Source organism: Pseudomonas mucoides (assembly GCF_015461845.1).
Lineage (GTDB): Bacteria > Pseudomonadota > Gammaproteobacteria > Pseudomonadales > Pseudomonadaceae > Aquipseudomonas > Aquipseudomonas mucoides.
The window spans coordinates 1-12,757 of the sequence record NZ_JACOPW010000016.1 but is presented as its reverse complement, the minus strand read 5'-3'; the positions used below and the strand labels follow the sequence as shown (position 1 = coordinate 12,757).

General features: G+C 53.7%; 12 protein-coding genes and 1 pseudogene. 8 read left to right on the top strand and 5 right to left on the bottom strand.

Features of this window, described 5'->3' with window-relative positions:
• From H8F22_RS32400 to H8F22_RS32390, 3 genes and pseudogenes are all read left to right on the top strand, one after another.
• A pseudogene (locus H8F22_RS32400) lies at nt 1-80 on the top strand (VOC family protein); the annotation flags it as partial.
• Nucleotides 81-467: 387 nt separating this feature from the next.
• Nucleotides 468-1,301 carry an S-formylglutathione hydrolase gene (gene fghA, locus H8F22_RS32395; RefSeq protein ID WP_016974193.1) on the top strand — a complete coding sequence of 278 codons (834 nt, stop codon included), beginning with the start codon at nt 468-470 and terminating at the stop codon, nt 1,299-1,301.
• A gap of 18 nt (nt 1,302-1,319) precedes the next feature.
• A complete protein-coding gene (locus tag H8F22_RS32390; RefSeq protein WP_052155507.1) occupies nt 1,320-2,621 on the top strand; it encodes an NAD(P)/FAD-dependent oxidoreductase in 1,302 nt (433 codons plus the stop codon).
• Between the two features lie 217 nt (nt 2,622-2,838).
• On the opposite strand, the gene H8F22_RS32385 is transcribed toward H8F22_RS32390, so the two are convergent.
• Nucleotides 2,839-3,270, bottom strand: coding sequence for a DUF488 domain-containing protein (locus H8F22_RS32385; RefSeq protein WP_016973433.1), 432 nt, complete (start codon nt 3,268-3,270; stop codon nt 2,839-2,841).
• A 232-nt stretch (nt 3,271-3,502) separates the two neighbouring features.
• Between H8F22_RS32385 and H8F22_RS32380 the strand changes: the two genes are divergently transcribed.
• The 5 genes from H8F22_RS32380 to cydB all read left to right on the top strand — a co-directional run bounded on the left by H8F22_RS32380 (nt 3,503) and on the right by cydB (nt 10,563).
• On the top strand, nt 3,503-4,420 hold the full coding sequence (locus H8F22_RS32380) for a LysR family transcriptional regulator (protein WP_079384147.1): 918 nt from the start codon (nt 3,503-3,505) through the stop codon (nt 4,418-4,420).
• 369 nt (nt 4,421-4,789) lie between these two features.
• Nucleotides 4,790-6,766, top strand: a complete 1,977-nt coding sequence (gene uvrB, locus H8F22_RS32375; protein ID WP_016973432.1) for an excinuclease ABC subunit UvrB — start codon at nt 4,790-4,792, stop codon at nt 6,764-6,766.
• Between the two features lie 327 nt (nt 6,767-7,093).
• Nucleotides 7,094-7,303 carry a hypothetical protein gene (locus H8F22_RS32370; RefSeq protein ID WP_016973431.1) on the top strand — a complete coding sequence of 70 codons (210 nt, stop codon included), beginning with the start codon at nt 7,094-7,096 and terminating at the stop codon, nt 7,301-7,303.
• Between the two features lie 835 nt (nt 7,304-8,138).
• The gene (locus tag H8F22_RS32365; protein ID WP_016973429.1) at nt 8,139-9,530 is read left to right on the top strand and encodes a cytochrome ubiquinol oxidase subunit I; all 1,392 of its coding nucleotides are present in this window, start codon (nt 8,139-8,141) and stop codon (nt 9,528-9,530) included.
• A 16-nt stretch (nt 9,531-9,546) separates the two neighbouring features.
• Nucleotides 9,547-10,563 carry a cytochrome d ubiquinol oxidase subunit II gene (cydB, locus tag H8F22_RS32360; protein WP_016973428.1) on the top strand — a complete coding sequence of 339 codons (1,017 nt, stop codon included), beginning with the start codon at nt 9,547-9,549 and terminating at the stop codon, nt 10,561-10,563.
• A gap of 338 nt (nt 10,564-10,901) precedes the next feature.
• Here cydB and H8F22_RS32355 read toward each other — a convergent pair whose 3' ends face one another.
• The 4 genes from H8F22_RS32355 to H8F22_RS32340 form a co-directional block, all read right to left on the bottom strand.
• On the bottom strand, nt 10,902-11,108 hold the full coding sequence (locus H8F22_RS32355; RefSeq protein WP_016973427.1) for a hypothetical protein: 207 nt from the start codon (nt 11,106-11,108) through the stop codon (nt 10,902-10,904).
• Nucleotides 11,105-11,332 carry a hypothetical protein gene (locus H8F22_RS32350; RefSeq protein WP_016973426.1) on the bottom strand — a complete coding sequence of 76 codons (228 nt, stop codon included), beginning with the start codon at nt 11,330-11,332 and terminating at the stop codon, nt 11,105-11,107. The genes H8F22_RS32355 and H8F22_RS32350 overlap by 4 nt, the downstream gene beginning before the upstream one ends.
• Before the next feature lie 304 nt (nt 11,333-11,636).
• Nucleotides 11,637-11,786: a TetR/AcrR family transcriptional regulator gene (locus tag H8F22_RS32345; RefSeq protein ID WP_016973425.1), complete on the bottom strand. Its 150-nt coding sequence runs from the start codon at nt 11,784-11,786 to the stop codon at nt 11,637-11,639.
• Nucleotides 11,787-11,984: 198 nt separating this feature from the next.
• Nucleotides 11,985-12,647, bottom strand: a complete 663-nt coding sequence (locus H8F22_RS32340) for a C1 family peptidase (RefSeq protein ID WP_228759045.1) — start codon at nt 12,645-12,647, stop codon at nt 11,985-11,987.
• Between the last annotated feature and the right edge of the window lie 110 nt (nt 12,648-12,757).

The following is a 12,757-nucleotide window of genomic DNA, read 5'->3' as shown; positions in this document are numbered from 1 at the left end:
GTGGCCACCTGCCGGGTGCCTACGCGGCCTACCTGCGTGACCCAGCTGGTAACAAAGTGTGTGCCTACACCTTTGTCTGAAACCAAGGAGTCGTGAGGTCGTTGTGAACGGAGCCTGCTCCGGTTAGGACGACCGCACCTTCCGCTCTGGCCGTGACCGTGCCTGGCATGTCTACTCATGCCACGCGGCCACGGCACTCGGAGACCACGTCAGCTGACGCGAGCTCCGAAAGGTAATTGTCTCGCCTTCATGGCCGAAGGCGTTGCAAGACACACGGAATTCACAGCAAGCCAGTGGGCTGTGTCATTTGCTGTATTTCTCGTTTTGATGTCTCACTGGCTTGCACATTTTATTACTTGCACATCGAAGACGACATCTGGCCTTCGTGGTGTGGTGGCGCCCGGGTTTGTAGCAGTGATCCTTCATGCCAGTGGTAACGCTGGCTCGTAGAGATGAGGAGAATATCCATGGAACGCATTGAACATCACGCCAGCTTCGAGGGTTGGCAGGACGTCTATCAGCATGAGTCGACCGTGCTCGGTTGCACGATGAAGTTCGGCATCTATCTCCCCCCTCAGGCCGAACATAAAAAGCTTCCGGTACTTTACTGGCTGTCTGGGCTGACTTGTACGGAGCAAAACTTCATCACCAAGGCGGCCGTGCAGCAGTATGCCGCAGAGCATGGGATCATAGTCGTCGCCCCCGATACCAGCCCACGCGGGGAGAACGTCGCCGACGACGCGGCCTATGACCTCGGCCAAGGGGCGGGTTTCTATGTGAACGCCACGGAGCTGCCCTGGAGCGATCACTTCCAGATGTATTCCTATGTGGTCGACGAACTGCCGGCGCTGATCGAGGCTAACTTCCCAGCGTCGTCCAAGCGCAGCATCAGCGGGCACTCCATGGGTGGACATGGTGCCCTGGTCATTGCGCTGCGCAACCCAGGTCGTTATGCGAGTGTTTCGGCATTCTCGCCGATCGTCGCCCCCACACAAGTGCCCTGGGGGCAGAAGGCTCTGGCGGCTTACCTGGGCGAGCACAACCAGGATGACTGGAAGCGCTATGACACGGTCGAACTGATCCGTTCTGCGCAAGAGCGCTTGCCGTTGCTGGTCGATCAAGGGCTGGGCGATGAGTTTCTCGAGAACCAGCTGCGCCCAGAACTGCTGCGCGCCGCCTGTGAACAGGCAGGGCATCCGTTGACCCTCAACCTGCGGCCCGGGCATGACCATAGCTACTACTTTATTTCGAGCTACCTGGGCGGACACATGGCCCACCATGCGGCTGCGTTGAATCGCTGAACACTGGAGACCCTGAAGATGAAAAAGACCTCTGACAAACGGCATCATGTCGTCGTCGTTGGCGCGGGTTTCGGCGGGCTGGACGTTGTCAACGGATTCTCCGGCGCCGACGTGGACGTAACGATCATCGATCGCCGCAACTATCACCTGTTCCAGCCCCTGCTGTACCAGGTGGCCGGCGCGTCGCTGTCGACCTCTGAAATTGCCTGGCCGATTCGCTACCTGTTCCGCAACCGTCAGAATGTGCAGACGCTCATGGCGGAGGTGCAGGGTGTGGATGTCGGCTCGCGACAAGTCCTGCTCGACAACGGTTCGACCGTCGGTTACGACACGCTGGTCCTGGCGACGGGGGCAACGCACGCCTACTTTGGTCACGATGAATGGGAGCCCCATGCGCCCGGCCTGAAGACTCTGGAGGACGCTGCCACGATTCGCGGACGGATTCTCTCCGCGTTCGAGGAGGCCGAACGCTCCAACAATCCGGCGGAGCGTGCCGCACTGCAGACCTTCGTGATCATCGGCGGCGGTCCCACGGGGGTCGAACTGGCGGGCACGATCGCTGAGCTGGCGAAAGACACGTTGGCCCATGACTTCCGTTCCATTGATCCGCGGGCTACCCGGGTGGTGCTGATCGAGGCGGGGCCGCGTCTGCTGCCGGTGTTCCCTGAGAAGCTCTCGGACTACACCCGGCGCGCACTGGAAAAGCTTGGCGTTGAAGTGGCGTTGGGCGCTCCGGTCACCGACTGCTCGGCTGACGGTGTCATCGTTGCGGGCAAGCCGCTTCCAGCTAAGACCATTGTCTGGGCGGCCGGGGTGCAAGCGTCACCCGCCGCTCGTTGGCTGAATGCCGAGGCGGATCGTGCCGGTCGAGTGCTGGTCAGGCCGGACATGAGCGTGCCGGGGCATCCCGAGATTTTCGTGATTGGCGACACGGCGGCATCGGCGATGTCGGATGGCAAGTACGTGCCAGGTATCGCGCCGGCGGCCAAGCAGCAAGGCCAGTACGTTGCCAATCTGATCAAGAAGCGGCTGAAAGGCAAAAGTGTGGATGAGCCGTTCAAGTACAAGCACCAGGGCAACCTGGCCACCATCGGTCGTAGCCTGGCGGTGATCGACATGGGGCGTCTGAAGCTGCGTGGGGCACTCGCTTGGTGGATCTGGAAGCTGGCGCACATCTATTTCCTGATTGGCGTGCGCAATCGCTTGAGTGTCGCGCTGAGTTGGGTCTGGAACCACAGTGTCGGTTACCGAGGGTCACGTCTGATCATGCGGTCGACACCGCAGGCCAAGCGTGGGCCCGCCGAGCTGGAACCCAAGTAAGACTGCAACGGTGAATTGATAGTCAGGGATGATTGTCAGTTCCTGCAGGACGTATGCAGCTTCTAGGTAGTGAATGTGAGATCGGCACCTAGCTCGCGTTTACCGTATATTGTGGGATGGAAACATGAGCTGAATGTGTACCCTATAAGCAAGATTTCACCCGTAGAGTATGCAGCTGGGATAGATGTCGGCGCTTTCGATTCACATCGCTAGCATATTAAAGGTGCACGATCTCCACATTTGGCCATTTGCTCGCCAGGTATTCAGCAACAAGTCGACGGTGACAGTGGTGAGGTTTATTTTCGCTGCAAAGGAGGCAGCTGCCGTCCATGATTTCCTTGTCTATATTCTCTATCTTTCTCGATGACATTAATTTTAGGAAGCTATCGGCGTAGTGCGTCCAATCACCACCTTTACTTTTGTACTCGTTAAACATGTCTGCTGTGGGTGCCAGCAATAGGAGATGATGGTATTCAATCTCACAGATTTTTTTGGTGAAGTAGTTGAGGTCGTCGCGTTTAGCAAAGCCCGACAGTTGAGATGTATTGTTTAGGCGAACGTCGATTAGGCGCTTAGCACCGGATTCCCCTAGTCTTGTAAAGAATGACTGCGCGGTGGTCTTAGTAAAGCCGATTGTGAATATGCGCATGGTGATCTCTTAGATGGATTTAAGTGATGATTGAAGTTTTCGTACGTCCAGGTTGAAAGGTTGAAAGGTTGAAAGGTTGAAAGGTTGAAAGGTTGAAAGGTTGAAAGGTTGGAGTGCATATCGGCAGCTAATGTGTATGGTCATGTTGAGTGCTCGGATGTAAAAAGAGCGTACTCTGCCAGAGTATAACTGGCGACGAGGGAGTGTGCCAGGCTGGTAGATGAGGTCACATATGATTGTCAGAAATTTTGAATACTTGTTGGCTCTCTATCGCGAGGGGCACTATGGTAACGCAGCCAGAATCTGTAATGTCTCTCAGCCTACGCTTTCTTCCGGAATTAGACAGTTGGAAAAGGACATGGGTGTCGAGATCGTGCGCCATGGCAGGCGCTATGATGGCCTGACATTGGAAGGGTATCGTGTGTTGGCATTGGCTCAAAAAATGTCTGATGACTGCAGAGCCTTAGATCGAGAACTTGCCGCATTGCGAAGTGGATTCGAAGGTGAGTTGCGGCTGGGTATCGTACCGGGGACGACTTCTATATCCCCGATCTTAAGTGCTGCACTTGCTGAAAAATTCCCACTGTTGCAGCAAACTATCAGTACTGCTAGCCCATGTTCATTGCTGCAAGGGATTAAAAGTAATGGTCTAGACGTGGCACTTATGCATCTTGAGAACACTTGCATGGAGGATTTCGATACGCGAGTCCTGCATAAGGAGCGGTTGTTTCTTTTTGGGTGTTTCGGCTTGGAACTTCCTGCAAGCGTAACGTGGGAAGATGTGTTAAGCAGGCAGCTCTGTTTGTTGGCTTCTACTTTCTCAGTTGCTGTAGAAAGTAGGCTTGAGCAAAGTAAAATGCGATCTGTTGTAACTGATTCAGTGAGTGTACTGGTCTCGCACATTTCGACAGGTAGATTTTTTGCAGTTCTTCCACAGTCCTTAGCTAATAATTTTTTGCATGTGGCCAATGTCAGGGCGGTTGTGATCACTGGAACGCCATCACACTGCACCATTGCCCTTGTTGCTGGCAAAAATTCATTCGAGTCTGCCTCGGTTCGAGCTTTCTTAGAAGTGGCTAGTAGTCCTGAGTTAGCCATTCCTGTCCGAGCCATAATGTCGATCCATCGCCGACTTCGAGCAAAAGACTAACGGCCGCCCAGGCGTATCGCGCGGCTATCTTGAGCTGGTCGTCCATGAGAGGCTTTGTGAACCAGTTCAGGTCGAAATATACGTGCCACCTTAGCTGTTTAGCACGATCTGCGCTAAGGCTTGGCGGTGCATCAGTGAGACAAAGGCACGAGTTGATTGGATTTTTTGCTCGACTCGGTCAACACTTTAGGGTGTTTGTAGGTGAGCACTCTCGGTGCATAGAGCCCAAAACGTGGTTGCTACCAACTGGAGGCATATTTCACTATCAGTTTCGAGTTGCCGAAAGTTCTGTACCACTAAGGGTAGGTTCGAGTATTTCAATTGGCTGATACGCCAGTTGAATACCAAGTCGCGATTTGGAGGATTGTCATGTCAAGTGGTAAATTCATTTTGCACTCAAACTATACGCCGGCAGGGGATCAGCCAGAGGCCGTAGCACGCCTGATCTCAGGGATTGAAGAGGGTGCAACACATCAGATGTTGAAGGGTATCACTGGTTCTGGTAAGACCTTCACCATGGCCAATGTGATTCATCGCCTTAAGCGGCCCACCTTGATTTTGGCACCCAACAAGACGTTGACCGCACAGCTCTATAGTGAGATGAAGAACTTCTTTCCTGAAAATGCGGTGGAGTATTTTGTTTCCTATTACGATTACTTTCAGCCCGAAGTCTATATGCCTGGGAGCGATCGCTTCATTCAAAAGGACTCGGCAATAAATGAGCACCTGGAGCGCCTACGTCTTTCCACTACGAAGTCATTGATTGAACGCCGCGATGTCATTGTCGTTGCTTCTGTGTCTTCAATTTATGGATTAGGAGATCCAGACAGCTACCGTGCGCTACAGGTTCGGCTAGCACGCGGAGTAGAAATCGAGCAGGGTGAACTAATTCGAAAATTGGCTTTGCTGCAATATGATCGCGTCGATCGGGTTCTGAGGCGTGGGTCGTTTCGTGTGCGCGGGGATATCATAGATATCTTCCCGGCGGATTCAGAGCATAGGGCCATTCGAGTTGTACTGTTGGATGATTACATCGAGTTGGTTCAATGGTTAGACCCTATTACTGGTAAGTTGTTAGAAGAGGTAGATAGCTACCTGGTATCGCCTAAGACCTTGTTTGTAACGCCGAGAAATAAAATTGAATCAGCTGCCGTCGAAATACTGGCCGAGATGGAGTCGAGGGTAGAGGAATTTAATCGAGAGAACCGTCTCGTGGAAGCTAATCGCTTGTATGAGAGAGTTACCAATGATGTGGAAATGATGCGTGAGCTTGGATACTGTTCCGGAATTGAGAACTACTCGTGTTATATGAATGAGCGTGATTCTTCGCTGCATCCGACAACTCTGCTCGATTACCTTCCTAAAGATGGCTTGCTATTTATTGATGAGTCTCATGTCATGGTCCCTCAGATTTCAGCTATGTATCGTGGGGATCAAAGTCGCAAAGAGACATTAATAGACTATGGTTTCCGCCTTCCTTCGTCAAAAAATAATCGTCCATTGAGCTTTGAGGAATTTGAAGGCATTAAGCCTCAGGCCATTTTTGTATCAGCAACTCCAGGGCCCTATGAGCTCAAAGCTTCAGCGGGCAGAGTTGTTGAGCAAGTAATTCGGCCTACAGGGTTGCTAGATCCAGAAGTGGAAGTAAGGCCTTTGGAGGGGCGTATGGACGATTTGCTTCGGGAAATATCTGTGCGTGTGCAAAACAATGAAAGGGTATTGGTCACGGCGTTAACAAAAGTTGAGGCCGAGGATCTGAGTACCTTTATGGCGGATCAGGGAGTACGCGTCCGGTACATGCACTCGGATACCAAGGCTGATGCTCGGGTTGAGATCATTAATGGATTGCGCGCAGGCGATTTCGACGTGTTAATTGGAGTTAGTCTATTACGTGAAGGTTTGGATATTCCTGAAGCATCTTTGGTGGCCATTTTAGATGCTGATCGCGCTGGCTTTTTACGATCTGCACATGCGCTGATTCAAATGATCGGTCGAGTTGCGAGGAATCAAAATGGTACGGCTATTTTGTATGCCGATACTGTGACCCCTGCGATGCAAGAAGCAATTGACGAAACCAAGAGTCGTCGCGAACGTCAAATTGAATTCAACAAACTAAAAGGGATTTCACCTGTATCCTCGGTCCGCAAAATGGCTGATGAAGCGACTCTGGTAGTAGAGCCGGTCGTCCACTCAAGCAAGTTTTGCGAAAATTTATCAACGCTTTGCGAACTGATAACTAACAAGGAGCAGGAGTTGCTTGAATATACAGATCGACATGACGATGAGAGTGTAGAAAACATTCGTGTGCAGTTGGATGCATTGTATCGACAGTTTATTTATATGTAGCTGTTGAGGGTTGAGGGTTGAGGGTTGAGGTGTTGTGGGTCAAGCGATTCTGCTGGTTGATTGTGGAGTTAAGGGCCTGTGTTGAGTATTGGATTAGCCGAGGCTATATCTATTTCATTGATAACAAGGGTCAGAGGCTGTTATGGCCTCTGACCACCGTTTTGAGGGGCTGGACGTCCGAGCGAAGCTGTAGGGCACTCCTCACTGGCAGGTGCTTTTCTGTCCTGCCTATTTAGCGCCCTTGATTAGGCTTTGATCAAGTTTGTTCAGCAGGCTTGGAGTAATTAGTGCCCTAGAGTTCGTTGGGTAAGGTATTTGGGATGAATCATGAAACTGACAATTGGGGCGGCTGATCTTGAAAGCGATGTCCTGCTTCGCGAGGCGCTTACGGCCTATCGAACTTATAAGGAAGCGGACGAGAGCGGCGTGCCTTTGGAAGAGGTTCGTAAATTAGGGCTTTTGTTCGAGTCGCTCATTCAGGGGGTGATCGATTCCCACTTCTTGGTAGCTGGTCTACCGCCGTCTACCATCCACTGAGTTACGGCAGAGGCGCGATTCGAAGTTCGTCGTTTCTCGTCAAGGTTTAGAGGCGTGGAAGAATGGTGTACCCAATGCACTGAGGAGTTCGCGCTCAAGCGTGCGTACGATCGCGTCAAGGGGCAAGCCGCTTTCGTCACGGCCGAAAGAGTCTTCGAGTTAATTGCTGGTCTCGATGAAGCTAGAAAGAGGTGGATAGTGCTGGAAGTGGTGCCGGTCGGTGTGTGATCGGATAATGAGTGAGTGTCTAGAGCGTCTTAGCACTGGCGGTCTATAACAAGGCCGCACCTACGGCGACGATTGATTCATTGATTTTACTCCGCGAGGGGGCGGTGTCGGTTAGATTGCTTTTTTCATTTATCTCATAGGGCGCGTCTATCAAGGGTGATCGTGCGCTTGAGTGGAAGGGGATAGATAAAATTGATCATTTCGTCGTTATTTTCAATTTGACGATAGGTCCTCAAAAAAATAGGCTGTATCTGTTGTGATGACTGGTCGACTTGATGAGGCAACCCAACTATAGGAGTTGGTGCGGCTAATTGTCGCGACTATCTTCTTTGTACCCCAGGTGGTGCTGATGAGTAAATAAAATTATTTTAATTCAAGCGGTTTGGGCCATAATTTACCAGTTGATGGGCGGTGAACTGATAGTCCAAATTTCGTTGGGCTTAGCACAGAGCTCTCGCGTTCCTACAATTGCTGCTCGGATACCCTTGATCTCGTCCTAGAGGACTCCGTCAGACCACCTTACTTGCGCCTTTGATGAGTAAAGTTAAAGTTCAGGTTGAGGATGGTCATAGTTTTGGGTAGCCCGTCTGTCTATAAGGATATTGTTATGTCAGTTTTAACTGCGTTGGACCTGGCGCGGATTCAGTTCGCCTTCACGGTCTCTTTCCACATCATTTTCCCGGCTATCACTATTGGTCTGGCCAGTTTCCTGGCCGTGCTCGAAGGTTGCTGGCTCAAAACCAACAATGCGGTCTATAAGGACTTGTATAAGTTCTGGTCAAAGATCTTCGCCGTCAACTTCGGCATGGGCGTTGTCTCGGGCCTGGTCATGGCTTATGAGTTCGGCACCAACTGGGCGCGCTTCTCTGATTTCGCTGGCAGTGTCACCGGACCGTTGCTGACCTATGAGGTCCTCACCGCATTCTTCCTTGAGGCGGGTTTCCTCGGGGTCATGCTGTTCGGCTGGGACCGGGTAGGGCGCAAGCTGCACTTCTTTGCCACGGTTATGGTCGCCATTGGTACGCTGATTTCTATGTTCTGGATCCTTTCCTCGAACAGCTGGATGCAGACCCCACAGGGTATCGAGATCATTGATGGCCGGGTGGTACCGCTTGACTGGTTCAAAATCGTCTTTAACCCGTCGTTCCCATACCGTCTGGCCCACATGGCGTTGGCCGCGTTCCTCAGCACTGCGTTTTTTGTCTCGGCTTCCGCCGCCTGGCACTTATTGCGCGGGCGCAACACGCCGCAGATTCGCAAGATGTTGTCGATGGGCATGTGGATGATTCTTGTCGCTACACCGGTGCAGATAGTGGTGGGCGATGCTCATGGCTTGAACACTCTGGAGCACCAGCCGGCGAAGATCGCTGCCATCGAAGGGCACTGGGAGAACATCCCCGGTGAGCCGTCGCCGCTGATCCTGGCAGGCTGGCCGGATATGGAGGCCGAGAAGACTCGCTTCGCCATTGAGATCCCCTATCTGGGCAGCCTGATACTGACCCATAGCTTGGATAGGCAGATCCCGGCGTTAAAAAGCTTCGCGAAAGAGGACCGCCCCAACTCGACCGTCGTGTTCTGGAGCTTCCGGGTCATGGCCGGTTTAGGGATGCTGATGCTCGCCTGCGCGCTGCTGGCCTTGGTGCTGCGTCGGAACGGCGCACTGTACCGTAACCGCCTGTTCCTCGGGTTCGCCTTGCTAATGGGGCCGTCCGGGCTGATCGCACTACTGGCAGGCTGGTTCACCACTGAGGTGGGCCGCCAGCCCTGGGTGGTCTACGGCATGTTGCGGACCAACGAAGCGGCGTCCAATCACAGCGCTGCGCAGATGAGCCTGACGCTGGGGTTGTTCGTGCTTATCTACTTCTCGGTATTTACCGTCGGCATCTGCTACATGATGAGCCTGGTGCGCAAGGGGCCGACCGCGCACGAGCAAATGCCGAGCGCTGATCAACCGGAATCGCTGGCTACGGCGCGTCGCCCGCTGTCCGTCGCCGACTGAAAAGGAGCTGGCAAAAATGGTAATTCAAGGTATCGACCTATCAGTCATTTGGGGCGTGATCATCGCCTTCGGTCTGATGATGTATGTGATCATGGACGGCTTCGACCTGGGGTTGGGGATTCTCTTCCCACTGATCGGCGACTCCAGCGACCGTGATGTGATGATGAATACAGTGGCTCCGGTGTGGGACGGCAACGAGACCTGGGCGGTGCTCGGCGCGGCGGCGTTGTACGGCGCCTTCCCGCTGGCCTACTCAGTAATCCTCGAAGCGCTTTACCTGCCTTTGGTGCTGGTACTAGCCGGACTGATCTTCCGCGGCGTAGCTTTCGAGTTCCGCTTCAAGGCCGAGGCACACAAGCGTCATCTGTGGGACAAGGCCTTCATTGGTGGTTCGGTCCTGGCGACTTTCTTCCAGGGCGTGGCTATTGGCACTTACATCAGTGGTATCCCAATGGTGGGCCGTCAGTTCGCCGGCTCCGGCTGGGACTGGTTGGCGCCGTTCCCAATGTTCTGCGGCGTCGGCTTGCTGCTGACTTACGCGCTATTGGGCAGCACCTGGCTGCTGATCAAAACTGACGGCATGCTTGAGACGCGTATGCGTCGCTACAGCCGGCCGCTTACCTACGCCTTGGCAGTGGTGATTGTGACGATTTGTATCTGGTCCGCTTCGTTGAACGACGATATTGCCCAGCGTTGGTTCGATGCCAGCCACTGGTTGCGTTCAGCGCTAATCGCTGCTCTAGCGGCGTTGGTGGTAATGGTGATTTTGAAGACCCTTCGCAAGCGCCACTCGCACATGCCTTTTATCGCCGTGGTGGGGTTGGTCTTCCTCGGCTACCTTGGCCTGGCGATCAGTATCTGGCCGAACATTGTGCCGCCGAGCCTGACCTTGTGGCAGGCCGCTGCGCCATTGACCAGTCAGTTGTTCGCGCTGATCGGCGCGCTATTCATCATCCCGATTATCTTGGCTTATACCTTCTGGAGTTATCACGTGTTCCGCGGCAAGGTAAAACCTGGCGAGGCTTATCACTAACACTAGTGCTGGCAGCGTAAGATGGGTGGCGTCCGGCCTCTGCCGGGCGTCATTACAATGCGTCGGGGAGAGGAATTCATTAGCTACCGCAAGCCGAGTCTTCTTGCGCAGTCGATCGATAGAATACACCCACTGCTAAGTGGCTTCTCGACGTCGCTGGAGCAACCGTCCACGCATGGCGCGCAAGTGTTCCCGGCATGCGGTACGGCAACGCCACCAAAATCGGGTAGATGCCCAATGCTCGACGCAGGGCATTGTTAGTGCGTCGGCGTACTGCTCAAACAGTGCGGCATTCGGCTCAATAGGGCACCCAAGAAAACGCCCGCATACCTAGCCCATCAATGGCTTTTTCGAGAATAGTAGCCTAGGGCTCTGAGCTGATATTCGTTCACAGCTTGGAACTGTAACTCCGCAATTTGACGCAGCCGTTCGATTTCTTCGGCGAGACACCCAGAAGCTTGCGCCTCGTGGTAACGCTTCAACGCCTCCACGGCCTCGGTATACATAGGGTGATCAGGATAAAGGAATGGTGTTTTTTGCGTCATTTACTGGCGGGATCCTGGTGAGCGAACGACGGTGGTTGACCAGCTTTGGCAAGCAGAGAGTCAATGACGGCTGGGTAAACCGAATCCGCCAATAGGTAAAAACACCGAACCTCATGCAAAGGTAATTCAGAATCCTCAGCTTCAGAGGCCCTTTGAATGGCCTCAAGCGTTTGCCATATCAGCGGCTCGCCAGCCTCGACCATTCCAATAAGTGTGCGCTTCATGACCACGATGCTCCGATCATTTGAAGACGCATTATAGGTCGCTTCGGCCAGATCCGAGCTGATCGAGAACCTGTATCTGGTTAAGCCGCTAGGGCCACCACTGTGACCTGGCACCCAAATGTCCCGGCTTTTGAGCCTGTGCCGATGGCCCTATGTGTGGATGTAAGGCATTGTCTGCAACCGGTATTCTGCAAAGCCTATCCTGGCTCGCATAGAACATCTCGATGAGCCTCTAAGAAGGGCTTTTCAAAGGAGGTAGAACTAAATTGCCCGCAATCCTGTTGTATGCTCTACGGGTGGACTCCTAGGCGGCAGGCGCTTCGGCTGACGGCAATATCTCCTGGATGGCAGGTCCGAGAATCGACACCAGTTGCTGGGCTCCCGCTTCAGCCAGCAGCGGCACTCCGATGATCCTGCGGCTGACGATCACACCCACCAGCAAGGCTGAGGCCAACCCCGCTGGCCCAAAATTTTAATGGAATCCGGCCAGCAGTCGCGACTGGATGAAGGCCCACAACTGCTCGTGCACCTGCTGACGTGTTCACACCTCCAATGTGTAGGCGGGACGCTGTGCTAAGCCGGCCGGCGGAGCGTCGGTAAGAAGGCCACAGGTGCCGGTCGCAATGGTGGCGAAGGCGTTCCTATCACCCCATCAAGTGCCGAAGCTGTTCTTAATTATCCAGCCATCGTGCAAGTATCCCACAACACACACCGAATGGAGCCGAGGATGGCCTCGGGTGGTGTCGGGCGTGTATAGGGGCGCACGATCGGTGGTGTAGTCGAAGAAGCCGTCCCATACGTACATATCTGTGACCAGAGGTCCGGTAGTGATGCTTGACCGCGCGGCAGCTGAGGTAAACAGTGCGAAACCCTGTATTTTTGAGTTGGTGGCGACCCTCAGGCAGGCTGCCGGTGGGAAGGGTGAGCCGTCAGCGAGCGATGTGGCGTAGCCATACTCCACCAGAAGGTTTAGCAAGCGCCTGGGTTCAATTCCTTTGGGACAAATGTTCTGCGGGTTCTCTGCACCGCGGTTCACGATGCAGGTATGCATGTGCTGAGCTGCGACGTCCTGAGCACTCCCTCCCTTTTTGATTAGTGTTGCAATCTCGATCGCCGCAGAAACGGCAAAGCTCGTACAGCTGTTGCAAGTGCCTTGGTATTTGGCGGGAGGAATTACCAAGTGACTTCGCCAATCGTAAGAAGCAGGCAGGCGCCCCAGGGCGATATCGATGTAGCCCTTGAAAACCTTCCATTTCGAAGGAAGATCTACCTCTGGCTCGATCGCAGTGAATGATGCATGCGGATTCCACGCCATTCGGACACTCAGCCCACGCTGATCCGGACACCTGTTCCACGATCATTCGGACAGGCAGTCGGAGCGCAGCGACGCAGGGGTGGCATTGTTAGTCTGAGGTGCCCGGCGTC